This is a genomic window from Isoptericola sp. NPDC019482, from assembly GCF_040632295.1.
Classification (GTDB): domain Bacteria; phylum Actinomycetota; class Actinomycetes; order Actinomycetales; family Cellulomonadaceae; genus Isoptericola.
Genome location: NZ_JBEYBQ010000009.1, coordinates 103,802 through 123,152 on the forward strand (window position 1 = coordinate 103,802; position 19,351 = coordinate 123,152).

Annotated in this window: 16 protein-coding genes; 6 read left to right on the top strand and 10 right to left on the bottom strand. The window is 74.6% G+C overall.

Translation table 11 applies throughout. From position 1 onward, the window contains the following. Nucleotide 1: 1 nt before the first annotated feature. The 4 genes from sufD to ABZ493_RS08985 form a co-directional block, all read right to left on the bottom strand. Complete coding sequence (gene sufD / locus ABZ493_RS08970; protein WP_430581820.1) at nt 2–1,207, bottom strand: Fe-S cluster assembly protein SufD; 1,206 nt, start codon at nt 1,205–1,207, stop codon at nt 2–4. Continuing rightward, the gene (gene sufB, locus ABZ493_RS08975) at nt 1,208–2,671 is read right to left on the bottom strand and encodes a Fe-S cluster assembly protein SufB (RefSeq protein WP_430581821.1); all 1,464 of its coding nucleotides are present in this window, start codon (nt 2,669–2,671) and stop codon (nt 1,208–1,210) included. It abuts the gene before it with no gap. Continuing rightward, nucleotides 2,668–3,453: a metalloregulator ArsR/SmtB family transcription factor gene (locus tag ABZ493_RS08980; protein ID WP_430581822.1), complete on the bottom strand. Its 786-nt coding sequence runs from the start codon at nt 3,451–3,453 to the stop codon at nt 2,668–2,670. Before ABZ493_RS08980 ends, sufB begins: the two co-directional genes overlap by 4 nt. Before the next feature lie 170 nt (nt 3,454–3,623). After that, the gene (locus tag ABZ493_RS08985; RefSeq protein WP_430581823.1) at nt 3,624–4,262 is read right to left on the bottom strand and encodes a DUF308 domain-containing protein; all 639 of its coding nucleotides are present in this window, start codon (nt 4,260–4,262) and stop codon (nt 3,624–3,626) included. A 68-nt stretch (nt 4,263–4,330) separates the two neighbouring features. Here ABZ493_RS08985 and ABZ493_RS08990 point away from each other — a divergent pair, with 68 nt between their 5' ends. From ABZ493_RS08990 to ABZ493_RS09015, 6 genes are all read left to right on the top strand, one after another. Then, nucleotides 4,331–5,308 carry an ABC transporter ATP-binding protein gene (locus ABZ493_RS08990; protein ID WP_430581824.1) on the top strand — a complete coding sequence of 326 codons (978 nt, stop codon included), beginning with the start codon at nt 4,331–4,333 and terminating at the stop codon, nt 5,306–5,308. Further along, nucleotides 5,305–6,087: an ABC transporter permease gene (locus tag ABZ493_RS08995; protein WP_430581825.1), complete on the top strand. Its 783-nt coding sequence runs from the start codon at nt 5,305–5,307 to the stop codon at nt 6,085–6,087. The genes ABZ493_RS08990 and ABZ493_RS08995 overlap by 4 nt, the downstream gene beginning before the upstream one ends. A gap of 97 nt (nt 6,088–6,184) precedes the next feature. Then, nucleotides 6,185–7,156: a COX15/CtaA family protein gene (locus ABZ493_RS09000; RefSeq protein ID WP_430581826.1), complete on the top strand. Its 972-nt coding sequence runs from the start codon at nt 6,185–6,187 to the stop codon at nt 7,154–7,156. A 31-nt stretch (nt 7,157–7,187) separates the two neighbouring features. Next, nucleotides 7,188–7,916: an aminotransferase class IV gene (locus ABZ493_RS09005; RefSeq protein ID WP_430581827.1), complete on the top strand. Its 729-nt coding sequence runs from the start codon at nt 7,188–7,190 to the stop codon at nt 7,914–7,916. 119 nt (nt 7,917–8,035) lie between these two features. Continuing rightward, entirely contained in the window at nt 8,036–9,034 is a 999-nt protein-coding gene (locus ABZ493_RS09010) for an ATP-binding cassette domain-containing protein (RefSeq protein WP_430581828.1), read from the top strand. Next, entirely contained in the window at nt 9,031–9,876 is an 846-nt protein-coding gene (locus tag ABZ493_RS09015) for an ABC transporter permease (protein WP_430581829.1), read from the top strand. The genes ABZ493_RS09010 and ABZ493_RS09015 overlap by 4 nt, the downstream gene beginning before the upstream one ends. Here ABZ493_RS09015 and ABZ493_RS09020 read toward each other — a convergent pair. The 6 genes from ABZ493_RS09020 to ABZ493_RS09045 form a co-directional block, all read right to left on the bottom strand. After that, nucleotides 9,858–13,283, bottom strand: coding sequence for a BTAD domain-containing putative transcriptional regulator (locus tag ABZ493_RS09020; protein WP_430581830.1), 3,426 nt, complete (start codon nt 13,281–13,283; stop codon nt 9,858–9,860). The genes ABZ493_RS09015 and ABZ493_RS09020 overlap by 19 nt on opposite strands. 22 nt (nt 13,284–13,305) lie before the next feature. Next, entirely contained in the window at nt 13,306–13,875 is a 570-nt protein-coding gene (locus tag ABZ493_RS09025; protein WP_430581851.1) for an NUDIX hydrolase, read from the bottom strand. 83 nt (nt 13,876–13,958) lie between these two features. Further along, entirely contained in the window at nt 13,959–15,647 is a 1,689-nt protein-coding gene (locus ABZ493_RS09030; RefSeq protein ID WP_430581831.1) for a CTP synthase, read from the bottom strand. Between the two features lie 58 nt (nt 15,648–15,705). Beyond that, entirely contained in the window at nt 15,706–17,415 is a 1,710-nt protein-coding gene (locus ABZ493_RS09035) for a lipid II flippase MurJ (RefSeq protein WP_430581832.1), read from the bottom strand. Nucleotides 17,416–17,419: 4 nt separating this feature from the next. Further along, nucleotides 17,420–18,352, bottom strand: a complete 933-nt coding sequence (locus ABZ493_RS09040) for a hypothetical protein (RefSeq protein WP_430581833.1) — start codon at nt 18,350–18,352, stop codon at nt 17,420–17,422. After that, on the bottom strand, nt 18,352–19,350 hold the full coding sequence (locus ABZ493_RS09045; protein ID WP_430581834.1) for a copper transporter: 999 nt from the start codon (nt 19,348–19,350) through the stop codon (nt 18,352–18,354). Before ABZ493_RS09045 ends, ABZ493_RS09040 begins: the two co-directional genes overlap by 1 nt. Nucleotide 19,351 lies beyond the last annotated feature (1 nt).

A 19,351-nucleotide genomic window follows, 5' to 3' on the forward strand; every position in this document is an offset into this window, starting at 1 on the left:
GTCACTCCGCGACGCCGGTGATGGCGCTCATCGACTTCTCCAGCTCGGCCTCGATCGACGCGAGCAGGCGCTCCTCGACCGACGGGACGCCGATCTCGTCGATCAGCTCGGCGAAGAAGCCGCGCACGACGAGACGACGGGCGTCGACCTCGGGGATGCCGCGGGCCATGAGGTAGAAGAGCTGCTCGTCGTCGAAGCGGCCGGTCGCCGACGCGTGCCCCGCGCCCTCGATCTCGCCCGTCTCGATCTCCAGGTTCGGCACCGAGTCGGCGCGGGCGCCGTCGGTGAGGACCAGGTTGCGGTTGAGCTCGTACGTGTCGGTGCCCTCGGCCTCGGCCTGGATGAGCACGTCACCGACCCACACCACGTGCGCGCCGGCGCCCTGCAGGGCGCCCTTGTAGGTGACGCGCGACTTGCAGCGCGGCACGGCGTGGTCCACGAACAGGCGGTGCTCCTGGTGCTGGTCCGCGTCCGCGAAGTACAGGCCGACCATCTCGACCTCGCCGCCCTCGCCCGTGAACGTCGCGTCCGGCGTGATGCGCACGACGTCGCCGCCGAAGGTCACGACGACGTGCTTGAGCTTCGCGTCACGGCCGATGCGGGCGCGGTGGCTGGAGGCGTGCACGGCGCCGTCGGCCCAGTCCTGGACCGAGACGACCGTGAGGTGCGCCCCCTCGTCCACGACGATCTCGACGGTCTGGTTGAGCGTCGCGTCGCCGCGGTGGTCGATGACGACGACGCCCTCGGCGTGGTGCTCGGCGTGCACCAGGAGGTGCTGGGCCGTGAGGTCCTTCGTCGCGCCCTCGACGCGCACCGAGGTCCCGTCGCTGGCGACGGCCTCCGCGGGCAGGGTGATGACGGTCGCCTCGGTCGCGGCGTTCCACGCGGTGACGGCGGTGCGGTCGCCCGGCTTGCCCGTCGTCCCCAGGCGCGGGTCGTCCTTGCCGACGATCTCGACCTTGGCCTCGGGGGCCTCGACGACGCCCGTGAGGACACCGCCGACGCCGTGCTCCTCGCCGAACAGCGGCTGCAGCCGCGCCACCGGCGAGAAGCGCCACTCCTCCTCGCGCCCGGTGGGCACGGGGATGTCGGCGAGGTCGAACGACGTCTTGCGCTCGGCGCGCGAGCCCGCCGGGACGACGCCGTGGGAGTGGGCGCCGTCGGCCACGGCGCGGGAGTGATCGGTAGTCATGGTCTGCGCAGTCATTTAGCCGACGGACCCTTCCATCTGCAGCTCGATGAGGCGGTTGAGCTCGAGCGCGTACTCCATGGGCAGCTCGCGCGCGATGGGCTCGACGAACCCGCGCACGATCATGGCCATCGCCTCGGTCTCCTCCATGCCTCGGGACATGAGGTAGAACAGCTGGTCCTCGCTCACCCGCGAGACCGTCGCCTCGTGCCCCATGGACACGTCGTCCTCGCGGACGTCGACGTACGGGTAGGTGTCGGACCGGGAGATCTGGTCGACGAGCAGCGCGTCGCAGAGCACGGTCGACGCGGAGTGCTTGGCGCCCTCGAGCACCTGCACCAGGCCGCGGTACGACGTGCGGCCGCCGCCGCGGGCGACGGACTTCGACACGATCGACGACGACGTGCGCGGCGCGGCGTGCACCATCTTGCAGCCGGCGTCCTGGTGCTGGCCCTCGCCCGCGAAGGCGATGGACAGCGTCTCGCCGCGGGCGTGCTCGCCCAGCAGGTAGATCGCCGGGTACTTCATCGTGACCTTGGAGCCGATGTTGCCGTCGACCCACTCCATGGTGGCGCCCTCGGCGGCCGTGGCGCGCTTGGTCACCAGGTTGTACACGTTGTTCGACCAGTTCTGGATGGTCGTGTAGCGCACGCGGGCGTTCTTCTTCACGACGATCTCGACGACCGCGGAGTGCAGCGAGTCGCTCGAGTAGATCGGCGCGGTGCAGCCCTCGACGTAGTGCACGTAGGAGCCCTCGTCCGCGATGATCAGCGTCCGCTCGAACTGGCCCATGTTCTCCGTGTTGATGCGGAAGTAGGCCTGCAGCGGGATCTCCACGTGCACGCCCGGCGGCACGTAGACGAACGAGCCGCCCGACCACACGGCCGAGTTCAGCGCGGCGAACTTGTTGTCGCCCGCCGGGATGACCGTGCCGAAGTACTCCTGGAACAGCTCCGGGTAGTCGCGCAGGCCCGTGTCCGTGTCCACGAAGATGACGCCCTGGGCCTCGAGGTCCTCGCGGATCTGGTGGTACACGACCTCGGACTCGTACTGCGCGGCGACTCCGGCCACGAGGCGCTGCTTCTCCGCCTCGGGGATGCCGAGCCGGTCGTAGGTGGCGCGGATGTCCTCGGGCAGGTCCTCCCAGCTGGCGGCCTGCTTCTCCGTGGAGCGCACGAAGTACTTGATCCGGTCGAAGTCGATCCCGGTGAGGTCGGCGCCCCAGTTCGGCATCGGCTTCTTGTCGAAGAGGCGCAGCGCCTTCAGGCGCGCCTTGCGCATCCACTCGGGCTCGTTCTTGAGCTCGGAGATGTTCTTGACGACGTCCTCGTTCAGGCCGCGCTGCGCAGCCTCGCCCGCGGCGTCGCTGTCGCGCCAGCCGTACTCGTACGCACCGATCGAGTCGATGATCTCGTCATCGGACCGCTTCTCGGTGCCCTGCACCGATGCCGCCTGGGCGGCGTCCTGGGTGGGAGCGCTCATCGTGTTCCTTCCTGCGTGCCGCGGGTGCGGTGGGCCGGGGTGGGGAGGTTCTGGGGGGAGGTCGGGCTGGAGACGATCGGGACGTTCGTGACGCACGCATGCGCGCCTCCCGCGATCGTGGCGAGGCGCTGGACGTGCGTGCCGAGCAGCTCGGAGAACGCGCGGGCCTCGGCCTCGCACAGCTCGGTGAACTCCTCGGCGACGTGCTGCACCGGGCAGTGACCCTGGCACAGCTGGACGGTCGGCAGCAGCGGGCCGCTCACCGGCCGGACCGAGGCCGCGTAGCCGTCGGCCGAGAGCAGCTCGGCGAGCTGCGCCGCCCGCTCCTGCGGGTCGGCGGCCGTGAGACGGGGCGCGTACCGCGCCACGACGGCGTCGTACCGGTCGGCGGCGAACCGCGCCACGGCTTCCGTGCCGCCCGACGCGCGCAGGTAGCGCATGACCTGGGCCGCGAGCTCGGAGTAGCCCCCGGCGAGGTCGGACTGCCCGCGCGCGCTGACGACGTACCGCCGGGCGGGGCGCCCGCGTCGGCCGGACGACGGTCCGGCCTCGTGCACCGCGATGGTGCCGTCGTCCTCGAGACACGCCAGGTGCCGGCGGACGGCCGCGGGCGTGAGCCCGAGCCGCTCGGCCAGCTCGCCGGCGGTCACGGGGCCCTCGCCGGCGACGAGCTCGAGGACGCGGCGGCGCGTGGTGCCGTCTGCCTCGGTGGCGCCGTCGAGGGCCATCGGGGCGACGACGGCGCGGGGCGCGGGGGTGCGGTCGGTCGTGCTCGTCGGCATGCGTTCACCCCCGTGCGGCTCGTGGACGGCCGGGGCGGGCCTCGCTGCATGGCTCAGCCACCGGTGACGTCGATATAGAGAACATCCTTGTTGCGTAATCCAGGATGTCAAGCAAGGCATGCCTCACCGGGGGCCCACGGGGCGGTGTCGCCGGGCAGATGTCGCGAACGTCACTCGTCGGTGACGATGCGCCCCTCGATGACCTCGCCCGGGCGGCCGCCTGCGCCGCCGCCGGGTCCCTGCTGCCCGAGCTGGCGCAGCTTGATCCCGAGGGCGATCATCACGATCCCGATGACCACAGCGAACACGCCGATGACGATGGACAGGCCCACGATCGCGTCGGACGGGTTCGCGAAGCACACCACCGCGAGCGCGATCAGCAGCAGGCCGGCGAGCAGGTTCCACACCCACGACGCCCCGCCGCGGCGGCGCATGGCCGGCACGACGAACAGCTGCAGCAGCCCGAAGATCAGCGCCCAGATCGCCACGAGGATGAGCACGACGCCGAGGAACACCTTCGGCAGGAGCAGCAGGAGGGCGCCGAAGACCAGCGCCACGATGCCGATGCCCGTGTTGACCGAGCCTGCGGACGTGCCGCGGCGGCGGATCCCGTCGACGATGCTCACGAGGCCGTCCACCAGCACGAACACCCCGAAGACCTGGACCAGCACCGTCGGGGTCTTGTCCGGCCAGAAGATCGCCAGCAGACCGAACAGCAGCGCGAGCACGCCCCGCACCACCGGCCAGTACCAGAGCCGCCGCGCCAGGGCGGCGACGTCCTGGGGCGGCGTGAACGCGTAGAAGGTCATCTCCGTCGTGCTCCTCGGGTCGAAGGACCGTGCGCCGCCCGGCCGGGCGACGTCCGTAGAATCTTCCGGTGCCCACCTCGATCGCGCCATCCGGCCGTGCCGCCGTCCACGTGCAGGGCCTGGTCAAACGCTACGACGGGCGCGACGTCGTCGCAGGTCTGGACCTCGTCGCCGACGCGGGCGCGGTCACGGCGGTGCTCGGCCCGAACGGCGCGGGCAAGACCACCACCGTCGAGTGCTGCGAGGGCCTGCGCTCCCCCGACGCCGGGACGGTGCGCGTGCTCGGCCTCGACCCGGTCGCCGACGCCCGCGACCTGCGCCCCCGGGTCGGCGTCATGCTGCAGGACGGCGGGCTGCCCACCGGCGCCCGTGCCGGCGAGGTGCTGCGCCACGTGGCCTCCATGTACGCGGCGCCGCGGGACCTCGGAGAGCTCGGGGAGCGTCTCGGCCTCGGCTCGTTCGCCCGGACCACGGTGCGGCGCCTGTCGGGCGGCCAGCGCCAGCGGCTGTCCCTCGCGACGGCGGTCGTCGGGCGGCCCGAGGTCGTCTTCCTCGACGAGCCGAGCGCGGGCATGGACCCGCAGAGCCGGCACGCCGTGTGGGACCTCGTGCGCGAGCTGCGCGACGAGGGCACCGCCGTCGTCCTCACGACGCACCTCATGGACGAGGCGGAGGACCTGGCCGACCGCGTGCACGTCGTCGACCACGGCCGCGTCATCGCCAGCGGCTCGGTGCCCGAGCTCCTCAACCCCGACGCCCAGGACGACCGCACGCTGCGCTTCGACGCCGCCGCGGGCCTCGACCCCGCCGCCGTCGTAGCAGCCCTCGACGCCACAGCCCCCGACGCCACGGCCGAGCGCGGGCCCTGGACGGTCACCGAGCCGCAGCCCGGTTCCTACGTCGTCGCCGGCCCTGTCGGGCCGCGCACCCTGGCGGTGCTCACCGCGTGGCTCGCCGACCACGACGTCCTCGCGAGCCGGCTGACCGTGGGCCGGCGCACGCTGGAGGACGTCTTCCTCGACCTGACGGGACGCCACCTGCGATGACCACCACCACGGGGGCCAGCGCCCCCGCCCCTGCCCTCGCCGCCCCGGCGTGGCGGCGCGTGCTCTCCCAGACCGGCTTCGAGACGCGGGCCGTGCTGCGCAACGGCGAGCAGCTGCTCGTCACGATCGTGCTGCCGGTCCTGGTGCTGCTCGGCCTCACGCGCACGAGCGTCGTCGAGATCGACACCGGCGGCCTGGCCCGCATCGACTTCGTCACGCCGGGCGTGCTCGCCCTCGCCTGCGTCTCGACGGCGTTCACCTCGCAGGCCATCGCCACCGCGTTCGACCGCCGCAACGGCGTGCTGCGCCTCCTGGCGACGACGCCGCTCGGTCGCGGCGGTCTGCTCGCCGGCAAGCTGCTCGGCGTCCTGGCGGTCGAGGTGGTGCAGGTCGTCGTCGTCGGCGCGGTCGCCCTCGCGCTGGGCTGGCAGCCCGCCACGGGCGGGATCCTGCCGGCGATCGGCGTGGGCCTGCTCGGCACGGCGTGCTTCACCGCGCTCGCGCTCCTGCTGGCTGGCACGCTGCGCGCCGAGGGCGTGCTGGCGCTCGCCAACCTCGTCCTCGTGCTGCTGGTCGTGGGAGGCGGGCTGCTGGTGCCCCCGGAGCAGCTCCCCGGCCCGCTCGAGCACCTCGCGACCTTCCTGCCCTCGGGCGCCCTCGGCGAGGCGATGCGCGGCGCGCTGCTCGGGACCGGTGTGCCCGCGCTCGCGCTGGGCGTGCTCGCCGCCTGGACCGCGCTGTTCTCCTGGGCCGCCGCCCGCTTCTTCCGCTGGCAGTGACGCCGTCGCCCTGACGGCTGCGCGACCCGGGCCAAGGTCACACCGCGAGGCCGCCGGAGGCGCCGGAGCGGCGTGCGGCTGGCGATACCGTGGACACGTGACCTCGCCGAGCCCCGCCGTGCCCGCCCCCGAGGCTGGCGCGGGCGCCACGCCCGACCGGACCGACCGCCCCGACCGTCTCGCCCGGTTCCGCCCCTGGACCCGCGGCGTGCTGCTGGCGAACGTCATCGGGCAGATCCTCATCATCGGCACGGGCGGCGCGGTCCGCCTCACCGACTCCGGGCTCGGCTGCTCCACCTGGCCGATGTGCGAGCCGGGGCACTTCACGCCCGTCTTCCACGAGGCGTCCTCGATCCACTCCTTCGTCGAGTTCGGCAACCGGACCATGACGGGCGTGCTGAGCGTCATCGGCGTCATGGTGCTGGTCCTGGTGTGGACCGACCGGCGCCGGTCCGAGTCGTACCGGGCCCTGGGCATCGTGCCCCTGGCGGGCGTGCTCACCCAGGCGGTCATCGGCGGCATCGTCGTGCTGCTGCACCTGCACCCGGGCTGGGTCTCCCTCCACTTCGGCGTCTCGGTGGCGCTCGTGTGGTTCAGCGCGTACCTGCTGCACCGGCACGGCGAGGGCGACGGGCCTCCGCAGCGCGTCGCGGGTCGCGGCGTCGCGACCGCGGGAGCCCTGCTCGGCCTGCTGCTGATCCCCGTCGTCACGCTCGGCGTCCTCGTGACGGGCTCCGGCCCGCATTCCGGCGACACGGAGGTCGGCTACCGCCTCGCGCTCGACCCGCTGACGATGACCCGCGCCCACTCCGCGAGCGTGTGGCTGTTCCTGCTCACGCTGGTGGCGCTGCTGGTCCTGCTGCACCGGGCACCCGCCGGGCCCCGGATCGCGGCTGCACGCAAGGCCGCGTGGCTGCTGCTGGCGGTCACCCTGTCGCAGGGCCTCGTCGGCTACGTGCAGTACTTCACCGGGCTGCCGGAGCTGCTCGTCGGCATCCACCTCGTGGGCGCCGGCTGCCTCGCCTGGGCCACTGCGAACGCCGTCCTGAAGCTGCGCACCCGCGCCTGACGCCGTCGCCCGCCCGCGCTACGGTGCAGGCGTGCGTATCGAGGTCGACGGCCGCCCCGCGACGGCCGAGCAGGTCGCGTCCACGGACGGCCACTTCACCGCCATGCAGGTGCGTGGCGGCGGCGTTCAGGGACTGGGCCACCACCTGACGCGGCTGGAGGCCGCGCACCGCGAGATCTTCGGGCAGCCGCTCGACGGCGACCGGGTCCGCAGGCTCCTTCGGCACGCGCTCGCCGGTCAGGACGACGCCTCGGTCCGCATCGTGCTGCGCGACCCGGAGCGCGTCGCCGTCCAGGTGGGCGAGCCCCGGCTCCCGCCCCGGTCCCCGCAGCGCCTGCGCTCCGTGCCGTACCTGCGACCGTTCGCGCACCTCAAGCACCTGGGCGGCTTCGCGCAGGCGCAGTGGGCGCGGCAGGTCGGGCGCGAGGGGTACGACGACGCGCTCCTCGTCGGTCCCGGCGGCGCCGTCGCGGAGTCGACGGTCGCGAACATCGGCTTCCTCGGGGCGGACGGCGACGTGGTCTGGCCCGACGCGCCGCGCCTGCGCGGCACCGGGCTCGCCCTCGTCGAGGAGACGACGTCGACCCGGACCGGCGCCGTGCACCTGGACGACGTGCCGACGTTCGCCGGGGCGTTCCTCGTCAACTCGATCGGCATCGTCGCCGTCGCGTCCGTCGACGGGGCCGCCCTCCCCCACGCGACGACGCGCGTGGACGAGATCCGGCGCCGGGTCGCCGCGCTCCCCTGGGAGGCTCCGTAACTCGTCCTCGTCGCCACGTCGGCGGCCTCCTGACCTGTGACGGAGGCCGCGGCGTCGTGACGGTGGGCGTGACAGCGCCGTGACAGCGCGCTGCGAGCGCCGCCCCGCACGGTGGTCCCATGACCACCACCGCTATCGAGGCCGAGGGCCTCGTCAAGACCTTCGGCGACCACCGCGCCGTGGACGGGGTCGACCTCGAGGTCGCCACCGGCTCCGTCTACGGCGTCCTCGGCCCGAACGGTGCCGGGAAGACCACCACGATCCGCATGCTCGCGACGCTCCTGCGGCCCGACGCCGGCCGGGCGTCCGTCTTCGGCCACGACGTGTCGCGCGAGCCGTTCGTCGTCCGCCAGCTCATCGGCGTCACGGGCCAGTACGCCTCGGTCGACGAGACGCTCAGCGCCACCGAGAACCTGCTGCTGTTCTGCCGGCTCAACGGGCTCAAGGGCGCCGCCGCGACGCGACGCACCCGTGACCTGCTCGAGGAGTTCAGCCTCACCGACGCCGCCGCGCGCCCGCTGAAGAACTTCTCCGGCGGCATGCGGCGTCGCCTCGACCTGGCGGCGAGCCTCATCGCGCAGCCCCCGCTCCTCTTCCTGGACGAGCCGACCACCGGCCTCGACCCCCGCACCCGCGCCCAGATGTGGGAGACCATCCGCCGCCTCGTCGCGACGGGCTCGACCGTGCTGCTCACCACGCAGTACCTCGACGAGGCCGACCAGCTCGCCGACCGCATCGCCGTGATCGACCGCGGCCGCGTGGTCGCCGAGGGCACCGGGGACGAGCTCAAGTCGTCGGTCGGCCAGCAGTCGCTGCAGCTCGCCCTCGTGCGACCGGACGACGCCCCGGCCGCCCAGGCGGCCGTGCTGGACGTGCTCGGCGTCGCCGCGACGGTCTCCCCAGAGGCGCGTCGCCTCACCGTGCCCGTCGCCGACCCCGCCCGCGTCACCGACCTGCTGGTCCGCCTGCGCGGCGCCGGCGTCGACCTCGACGGGCTGTCGATGGACAAGCCGACCCTCGACGAGGTGTTCCTGACGCTGACCGGCCACGACGCCACCGACCAGTCCACGACCGACCGAACCGCCGGCTCCCCCGAGCTCGAGGAGATCTCCGCATGACCACCCTCACCACCGCCGCGCCCGTGGCGCCCGGGGGACGCATCGTCCCCGGCGCCGAGCGCACCCTGCGCAACCGCGTCACCGCCGGCCAGGCCGTCTCCGACTCCCTGGCCATGGCGCGCCGCGGCCTCATCAAGATCCGCCGGACGCCGGAGCAGCTCATCGACGTCACGGTGCAGCCGATCATCTTCACGCTGATGTTCACGTACATCTTCGGCGGCGCGATTTCCGGCAGCATCGCGGCCTACCTGCCGGTCATCATCCCCGGCATCCTCGTGCAGACCGTCATCACGGCCTCCGCCGTCACCGGCACCCAGCTGCGCGAGGACATGGACAAGGGCGTGTTCGACCGGTTCAAGTCGCTGCCCATCGCCCGCATCGCCCCGCTCGCCGGCGCCCTGATCGCGGACCTGGTCCGCTACCTCATCGCCACGACGCTGACGATCGTCATGGGCCTGATCATGGGCTGGCGTCCGGGCGGCGGTGTCGGCGGCGTGCTCCTCGCCGGCCTGCTGGTCATCGTCTGCGCCTGGTCGCTGAGCTGGATCTTCGCGTTCTTCGGCGTCATCGGCCGGTCCGCCTCGTCCGTGCAGGGCATCTCGTTCCTGGTGCTCTTCCCGCTGACGTTCCTGTCCAACGCGTTCGTCCCCGTGGACACGATGCCCGGCTGGCTGCAGGGCTTCGTCAACGTCAACCCGGTGTCGCACCTCGTGACCGCGGTCCGCGACCTCGCCAGCACCGGCAGCGTGACCGGCCAGGTCGGCATCGCGCTGCTGAGCTGCGCCGTGGTCGTGGCGGTCTTCGCCCCGCTCGCCGTGCGGAGCTACATGAAGAAGGCCTGAGCCGTCCCGGGCTCCTGGCCCGCCTCCCCCGCGAGGCGGACCAGGAGCTCGTCCGCGCGCGCCACCAGCTCGTCGTGGCCGAGGGCGTCGGCCCGCTGCCCGCCCGCGCGGACGATCTCCGCCCCGTGCTCGCCCAAGGCGTCGGCCACCTCCGCCCGCAGGCGGTCGAGCCGCAGGGCGGGCAGGTCCTGTCGTGCGCCCAGGCGGCCCGCGAGCGCCAGCAGCTCCGCACCGTCGGCCGCGCGGCCGTCGTCGTCGCCGTCGTCGTGGCCGTCCGACGTCGCGCCGCCCAGGCAGGCCCAGCAGGCGACGCCCACCGACGACGTCGCGAGCACCGGCCGGTCGACGAACCCGCGCCCGTCGCCCCGCAGGCGCCTGCCCACGTCGACGATCCGGCGCACGAGACCGCCGTCGTCGACCCCTGCCTGCACCCGGCGCACGAGGGTGGCCGACGCGAGCAGCAGGAACCACGGCGCCGCGTCGCCCTGCGGCTGACCGGCCCCGAACGTCTCCAGCGCCCGCGCGAGGCGGGTGAGCGCCTCCGCGCGGTCACCGCGCGCCCACGCCAGCTCGCCGCGCCCCAGCTCGACGACGCCGCGCGCCTGCGCCTCCCGGCCGTCGTGGCCGCCCTCGGCGGCAGGGACCATGGACTCGACGACGGCCTCGGCGGCCTCGAGCCGGTCCAGGGTGAGGGCGGTGCCCAGCTCGATCCACCGCACCTGCCACTGCATCTCCTCGGCGCCGATCGCCGTGACGCCGTCCTTCGCGGCGGCGACCCAGCGAGCCGCCTCCTCGGCCTCGCCACGCTCCGTGAGGAACGACGCGAGAACCATCGCCGTCATGGCCGCGGCCGCGGCGTCGTCGATCCCGCGGGCCACCTCGTGCGCGGCCCGGGCCAGCTCCACGGCCCGGGCGATCTCGCCGTCGTTCTCGCGCTGCTGGGCCTCGAACATGTGGCCGATCAGCGCCGTGTACCCGTCCTCCGACCCCTGCAGCCGTGCGAGCACGTCGAGCGACTCCTCGGGCGTCCGCGCCAGGACGAGGTCGGCGAGCTCGCGCGTGCGTGCCCCGACGGACCGGCTGGAGCGCAGGAGGCGACGCAGCCGCCCCAGCGGGCGGGCCGCCGTCCCCGGCCCCCCGAAGACCGACGCCGCCGCGATCGCCTCGAGCGCGATGGCGGTGGCGTCCGCGTGCTCCTCGGGCACCGGCCAGCCCTCGAGGGCGTGCAGCACCCCCGGCACCAGGCCGACGACCCGCTCCTCGGCGCCCCGGACCGCCCAGCTCCCGAGCAGCGCGACGAAGCCGTGCACCACGACCCCCGGCCGGTCGAGGTCCATCGCGCGCCGCACCGCGAAGAGCAGGTTCTCCTGCTCGCGGCCGAGCTCCGCGACCGCCTCGCGCTGGCGCGGGGAGAGCAGGCCGGACGCGCAGCGGCGGGCCACCCGCAGGGCCCACGCGAGGACGGCGTCGTCCGTCGTCGCCCCCTCGTGCGCGTCGGCGAGGCGCAGCAGCCCGAACTCCCGCACCGTCTCGACCATGCGGTAGCGGGCGGCGCCGTCGGCCTCCTCCACCCGCACCAGGGACTGCAGGACGAGCGCGTCGACGTCGTCGTCCACGCGCCATCCCGGCGCGTCGGGCAGCAGCTCCCGCGCGGCCTCGGCCGAGAACCCGTCGGGCAGGACGGCGGCGCGGCGCCACAGCGACTGCTGGCCCGCGGTCAGCAGGTTCCAGCTCCAGTCCAGCACCGCCTCGAGGGTGCGGTGCCGGTCGGGGACGGAGCGGTCCCGCACGCGCAGCAGGGCGAAGCGCTCGTCGAGCCGTTCCTCCACCTCCGCCACGCTGAGCGTGCGGACGCGGGCGGCCGCGAGCTCGATCGCCAGGGGCAGGCCGTCGAGCCGTCCGCACAGTCGCGCCACGGCCGCACGGTCCAGCAGCGCGTCGGGCCGGACTGCGCGGGCGCGCTCGACGAACAGGCGGACGGCGGGCCCGCCGTCCTCGTCGGACGCGTCGGCCCCCAGCGGCGACGGTTCGTACACCGACTCGGTCTCGAGCAGCAGCGGGGTGCGGCTCGTCGCGAGCACCCGGAGCCGCGGCGAGACGTCGAGCAGGAGGCCGGCCCACCGGGCGGCGCCCTCGACGACGTGCTCGCAGTTGTCGAGCACCACGAGGGCGTCGACGTCGCGCAGCCGCGCGCTGATCTCCTCCACGAGGTCCCGCGCCTTGAGCCGGTCGGCCAGCCGCACGGACCCGGCACCGGACGCGACGCCGAGGGCGTCCGCGACCGCGAGCACGACGTCGTCGTCCGAGCGGACGCCGACCAGCTCCACCACGACGACGAGCCCCGCGCCCGGCACGGACCGGCGCGCGACCTCCTGCGCGAGGCGGGTCTTGCCGAGCCCGCCCGGCCCCAGGACCGTCACCAGCCGGGACGCCGCGAGCGCCTCGCGCACGGCGACGACGTCCTCCTCGCGGCCGACGAGCGGGGTCGGGTAGGTCCGCAGCCCGCGCACCGCCGCACCACCGGGCACCCCGGCACCGGGTGGTGCGGCCTCCGCCGCCCGCGGAGGCCCCGCCTCCGGCACGGTCGGGAGGCGCATGTCGTCCGGTGCCTCCTCGGGCCCCCGTCGCTCGACGTCGGCGGCGAGGCGTTCGTAGAGGGCGACGGTGGCCGGCCCCGGGTCGCTGCCGAGCTCTCGGACCAGCACCGAACGCAGGCGGGTGAACACGCGCAGCGCCTCCGCGGCCCGGCCGAGCCCGCCCAGGGCGCCCATGAGCGCGCGGGCCGCGTCCTCGTCGGTCGGGTCCGCGGCGACGTCCGCGCCGGCCAGCTCGGCGACCACGGCATGCTGTCCCGCGGCCTCCGCAGCGTCGCGGCGCACCTCCCGCAGCTCGTCGCGGCAGCGCTCGGCCACGGTGGCCAGCTCGCGCGCGACGGGCGCGAACTCGCCGCCCTCGAGGTCCGCGCCGGGCGCCCCGAGCCACAGACCGAGGGCGCGGTCCGCCGTCGTGGCGGCGGCGGCCGGGTCCCCCGCCACGAGCTCGCGGCGGGCCGACGCCAGCCCCTCGCGTGCGAGGGAGAGGTCGGTCGGCACGCCCAGGGCGTACCCCGTCTCGGTCGCCCGGACGGCGTCGCGCCCGGCCACCGACCGCAGGCGGGAGACCAGGTTCTGCAGCGCGGCCCGCGGGTCGGCGGGCAGCGCCTCCTGCCAGAGCCGGTCGACCAGCGCCGTGGACGAGACGCCGCGCCGGCCGCCGAGGGCGAGGAGCACCACGAGCGCCGCGGCGCGGGCACCGCGCGGCGCGCGGGGCTCGCCGTCCGGCCCGGGCACGCGGACCGGGCCGAGCACGCGCACCGCGGTCGGTCGTTCCGGGCCGGGATCGGGGATGAGGTCGGGGGCGTCGTGCACGCCTGTGGAGCCTACCTGCCGCTCAGGCTCCGGGACGGGAGGGCCAGGGGTCGTCCGCCGGGCGCAGGGACGCCCAGCCTCCGGCCCGGCTCGCCGCGGCGGCAAGGATGCCCACCACCGCCGACGGGTTGTGCAGGCTGCCGTCGAGCACGCGTGCCACCGCCTCGTCCAGCGGCACCCAGCGCAGCTCCATGCCCGCCTCCTCGCCGGTGCGCACGTGCCGGTCGGCGTCCGCCACCTCGGCGAGGCCGCGGGCCAGGAAGACGCGCACCGCCTCGTCGCTGCTGCCGGGGGTCGTCGAGTAGTCGGTCAGCACCGACCAGCTCTCGGCGGTGAGGTCCGCCTCCTCGCCGAGCTCGCGCGCGGCGGCGACGACCGCGGGCTCGCCCTCGACGTCGAGCAGCCCGGCCGGCACCTCCCACAGGAACGAGCGCACCGGGTGGCGGTACTGCCGCAGCAGCAGCACCCGGTCCTGCTCGTCCAGCGCGACGATCGCCACGGCGCCCGGGTGCTCGACGTACTCGCGGCTCACCACGCCGGCGTCGCCGAGGTCGACCTCGTCGCGCACGACGTCGATGATGTGCCCGCGCATCAGCACCTCGCGGCGCAGCACCGGGCGCGGGTCGGCCTCGTCGGCCAGCGGGGCGCGCCCGTCGGAGGTGTCGGCCGGTGCGGTCACGCCTGGGAGCCCTGCCGAACGAGCGCCGCCGCGACCAGCCCGGAGAAGAGCGGGTGCGAGCGGGTCGGGCGCGACTTGAACTCCGGGTGCGCCTGGGTGCTCACGTAGTACGGGTGGACGTCGGCGGGCAGCTCCACGAACTCGACGAGCTTCGCGTCGGGGGACGTGCCGGAGAAGACCAGGCCCGCGTCCTCGAGCTGGCCGCGGTACGCGTTGTTGACCTCGTACCGGTGCCGGTGGCGCTCCGAGACCCGCTCGCTGCCGTACGCCTTCGCGACGACCGAGCCCGCACCGAGGTGGGCGTCGTACGCGCCGAGGCGCATGGTGCCGCCCAGGTCGCCGTCGCCGCCCACGATCGCGAGCTGCTCGGCCATCGTCGCGATCACCGGGTGGGTGCTGTTCGGGTCGAACTCGGTGGACGACGCATCGTCCAGCCCGAGGACGTTGCGCGCGTACTCGATGACCATCGACTGCAGGCCCAGGCAGATGCCGAGCGTCGGCACGAGGTTCTCACGCGCCCAGCGCAGCGCGCCGACCTTGCCGTCGATGCCGCGCACGCCGAACCCGCCCGGGACCAGCACCGCGTCGACACCCTCCAGGGCCTCCTGGGCGCCCTCGGGGGTCTGGCAGTCGTCGGCCGCGACCCACCGGATCCCGACCTTCGCGTCGTTGTCGAAGCCGCCGGCGCGCAGCGCCTCGGTCACCGACAGGTACGCGTCGGGCAGGTCGATGTACTTGCCGACGAGGGCGATCTCGACGTTGTGCTCGGGCTCGTGCACGCGCTCCAGGAGCTGGCTCCAGCCGTCCCACTCGACGTCGTGGAACGGCAGGTCGAGGCGGCGCACGACGTAGGCGTCGAGGCCCTCGGAGTGGATGACCCGGGGGATGTCGTAGATGCTCGGCGCGTCGGCGCAGTTGATGACGGCCTCGTTGTCGACGTCGCACATCAGGGCGATCTTGCGCTTGATGCCGTCGGGGACGACCCGGTCTGAGCGGAGCACGATGGCGTCGGGCTGGATACCGATGGAGCGCAGCGCGGCCACCGAGTGCTGGGTGGGCTTGGTCTTGAGCTCGCCCGACGGGCCGATGTACGGCACCAGGGAGACGTGCAGGAAGAAGCAGTCGTCGCGGCCCAGCTCGTGCCGCACCTGGCGGGCGGCCTCGAGGAAGGGCTGGGACTCGATGTCGCCGACCGTGCCGCCGATCTCGGTGATGATCACGTCGACGTCGGGGGCCGCCTGGTCGCGCATGCGCGACTTGATCTCGTCCGTGATGTGCGGGATCACCTGGACCGTGTCGCCGAGGTACTCGCCGCGGCGCTCCTTCGCGATCACGCGGGAGTACACCTGGCCGGTGGTGACGTTGGACGAGGCCGGCAGCTCGATGTCGAGGAACCGCTCGTAGTGGCCGATGTCGAGGTCGGTCTCGGCACCGTCCTCGGTGACGAAGACCTCGCCGTGCTGGAACGGGTTCATCGTGCCCGGGTCCACGTTGAGGTACGGGTCGAGCTTCTGCATCGTGACCCGCAGGCCGCGCGAGCGCAGCAGGCGCCCGAGCGAGGAGGCCGTGAGGCCCTTGCCGAGCGAGGAAGCCACACCGCCCGTCACGAAGATGTGCCGCGTCTGGTGCGTCGCACCCGTACGGCTGGAGGAGCGGGGCTGGAGTCTGTTCGCGGTGTCGGCCACGGAACTCCATCCTAACAGCGGGTGGCCCGCCGGCACGCGGGCCGCGCGGTGCGTCTGGTCACTCCGCGCGTCGCTCGTCGGCGGAGCCCACCGACCCTTCCCCCGAGGGGTCCTCGTTCGTGCCCGCGGCGTCCGTGGGGTCCGCCACCGGGCTCTTCGCTCCCCCGCGTCGCACCAGCCCCGTCACGGCGGAACGGTCCGCGACGAGGAAGCATGCCAGCACGACGGCGCCCGCCAGCAGAGCCACGAGCAGCCCGACGCCGAGCGCCGGCAGGAGGCCGGCGTCGGCCGGCAGCAGCGCCTCCGACACGACCGATCCCGCCCCTGCCCCGAGCGCCGTCGCCACGACCAGCACCACCAGGGTGCGGGCGACTCCGCGCAGCGCCTCGCGGCCCGCGTAGCGGCGCACCGCCGCCAGGAGCCCGGCCCCCGCGACCGTCATGCCGATCGAGGTCGCCAGCCCGAGCATCGTCAGCACGCCGGTCTGGTCCCGGACCCCGGTCGCGGCGGGCAGTGCGAACGCCCCCAGGGCCACCACGGCCCATCCCGCCACGGTCACCGTCACCGCCGCCCGCTGCCGGTCGATCGTGTACAGCGCCCGGGACAGGTGGAGGATGAGCGAGAACCCGACGATCCCCGGGGCCATCCAGGCGACCGCCGCCCCCAGCCCCTCGACGGACCCCGTCGCGAACGCCCGGAACACCACCTCGACCGCGGCCGACGCCGCCACGAGGGCCGCGGCGCCGACCCCGGTGACCACGAGGAGGGTCCTGGTGGTCGTGCCGAGGAGGCGGCTGAAGGCCTCGTGGCGGTCGTGCGCCACGTGCTCCGCCAGACGCGGGAAGGAGCTCGTCGCGAGCGGGAACGCCAGCACCGCGTACGGCAGGAGGTAGACCTGCTGCGCGAACCAGTACGTCGCGAAGGTCGACTCCGGCCCGAACCGGGAGGCGGCACCCAGCATGGCCAGGACGGACAGCTGCTGGGCCACGAGCGCGCCGATCCCCGCGAACGCCAGGTGGCGGGCGCGCGTGCCCTCGCCGCCCGGGAAGCGGAGCGTCGGGCGCAGCCGCACGCCGGATCGCAGGACCGGGCCGACGAGCGGCACGGCGAGGACCGCGACACCGGCCGTCGTCCCCCACCCCAGCCACGCGATCGCCTGGTGCGACAGCGCGGCCACGTCACCCTGGTCGCCTTCGGCGAGGCGCGCGAAGACCAGGAACACCACGATCACGGCAAGGCTCGACAGCAGCGGGGAGAAGGCCTGCCAGAAGAAGCGCTTGTGCGCCTGCAGCACGCCACCCAGCACGACCGCGACGCCGTAGAGGGGGACCTGCAGCGCGAACACCCGCAGGAACGTCGCGGTGACGTCGACGAGCTCGGGGTGCACCGGCCACAGGAGGTGGGCGATCGGCACGGCGAGCAGCGCGAGGAGCGCGCCGAGCGGGACGAGAGCGGCGAGCGTCCACCCCAGCAGCGCCGAGGCGATCCGCGAGACGTCCGCGTGGGCCCTCCGTACGATCGGCCCCGCGAGCAGCGGGACGACCGACCCGGCCAGGGCCCCGCCCGCCGCCACCTCGAAGAGCACGTTCGGCAGGAGGTTGGCCGCCTGGTACGCGGCCCCCACGCCCTCCGTCCCCACGGCGCTGGACTGCACCAGCGACCGGGCGAAGCCGACCAGGCGGCTCGCCACCGTCACGACGGTGATCATCGCGGCGGCACCGGCGAGCGTCTGGGTCGCCGCCCGCAGCCCGCCCGGGCGCGACGTCATGGGTTCACTCCCCCGTCGGGGCGTCCTGCGTCCCCGCGGCCGGCGTCGTGGCCGGTCCGGTCGTCGGGCCTGCGCCGGCAGGATCCGCCGCGGGGCGGCGGCCCCAGGAGTCGACGCGGCGCAGCCACGGGGTGCGCTCGATCACCGCGGAGAAGCTCACCCGCTCGGACGCGAGGGTGAGCCCGACGACGGACGCCAGCGCGGCGAGCCGCGCCGCGCGCGGGGCGCCGAAGGCCCACTGCGCGCCGACCAGGGCGCCGAGGGCGTTCGCGCCGCCGTCGCCCAGCATGTCCCGCTCGGCGAGGTCGCCTCGCGCGGCGACGGCAGCCGCGCCGAGGACGACACCGGTCCCCGCGCCGGCCGCGCCCCCGGCGACGGGCAGGCTCAGGGCCGCGGACGCCTTGAGCGCCCGGCCGGGGCGCAGGTCGAGAAGGTTGAGCAGGTTGGCCGTGCCGGCGATCAGCGCGCCGTTCACGGCGACGTCCAGCAGGTGCCCGGTCGCGCGCCCGCCCGGCCGACGCGGGGTCCCGACCGCCGCGCCGGCCAGCGCCGTCGCACCGATGCCGAGCACCTTGAGGCCGCCCGTGGTGAGCCGGCCCCCGGCGAGCGCGCCCAGGTGACCGCGCAGCCCCTTGACGCGCGTGCTGGTGTCCTCGGCGAGGTCGTCGACGAGGCCGAACGCCGCAGCACCGGCCGTCGCGACCGCGGCGCCCGCCCGTTCCCGGCCCCCGCCCGCGGCGAGGGTACCGGCGACGAGCCCGGCGGCCACGGAGGGCCCTTCGAGCATGCTCACGGGCTCGCCGCGATGGTTGGTCCGCGTCCACCGCGCGGCCCCGCCGGGCGGGTCGGTGTCGAGCACCCGCCGCACCAGCACCGCGCCGGCCGCCGCCGTGGCCGCGCCGCGCAGCAGCGCGGCCGCTCCGGTCTCGCGGGCCATCAGCCGTTCCCCTGCGGCTCGCCGTTCTCGACCACGGGCGGCAGGACGGACGCGCCGTCCTCGAAGCCGTACTGGTCGACCGCGCCGGCGTCCTGGGCGGCGATCGCGAGCGGCACGACGATCTGTCCGGTCGTCTGCTCCACGCCGCTGACGGTGCTGACCTTGTCGGCCAGCTCGTCGTCCGCGCGGACGGTGGCCACCAGGTCGCCGTCCTGCGTGGTCGGGCCGGCCACCACCGAGGTGCCGACGATCTCGGCGGAGGTGCCCGCGAGCGCCGCGAGCGCGTTCATCCCGATCTGCTGCGGGTCGGCGTCCTGCGTCTCGGACTCGTCGTCACCGCCCGTGTCGCCGCCCGACAGCAGCAGGATCGCGTCCGCCGGGGCGCTCGGCTCGGCGATCTGCTCCACGAGGCCCACCTGCTCCAGGAGGTGCTGCTGCTCGAGCGCGGCGTCGCTGAACGACCCGGGCTCGGTCGGCGTCGTGTCCGTCAGAGCCACGGTGAGCGACGCGGCCAGGAGGTCCGCGGGTCCGGACTCGTCGTCGATGACGCCCTCGATCGCGTCGGCGGGCAGCTTCTCCCGCAGCCCGTCGGCGACGGTCTCCCGCATGGTCAGCTCGTCGGCCGACGTCCACGACGCGGCCAGCCGCTCCTGCGCGACGACCGTCCCGTCCGCCGCCTCCAGCTCGTCCAGCACGGCCTTCCGGCTCGCGTCGCTGACCTCGTCCACCTCGACGACGGCGACGTTCAGCCCGGCGAGCGAGCCGGCGACGAGCTGGTCCCCGGCGCTCTCGATGAAGCGTCGCTGGTCCTGCGCCGCCGCCTGCGCCTGGACGAGCTCGTCCCGCAGCTCGTTGCGCTCGGTGCGCAGCGTGTCGACCTGCTCGGTGAGCTGGTCCCCGAGCGTGCCCTGCAGGGGGCCGGCACCCAGGATGATGCCCACGGCGAGGGCGAGGAAGACGGAGATCAGCGAGACGAGGTGGTACCTGAAGTCGATCACG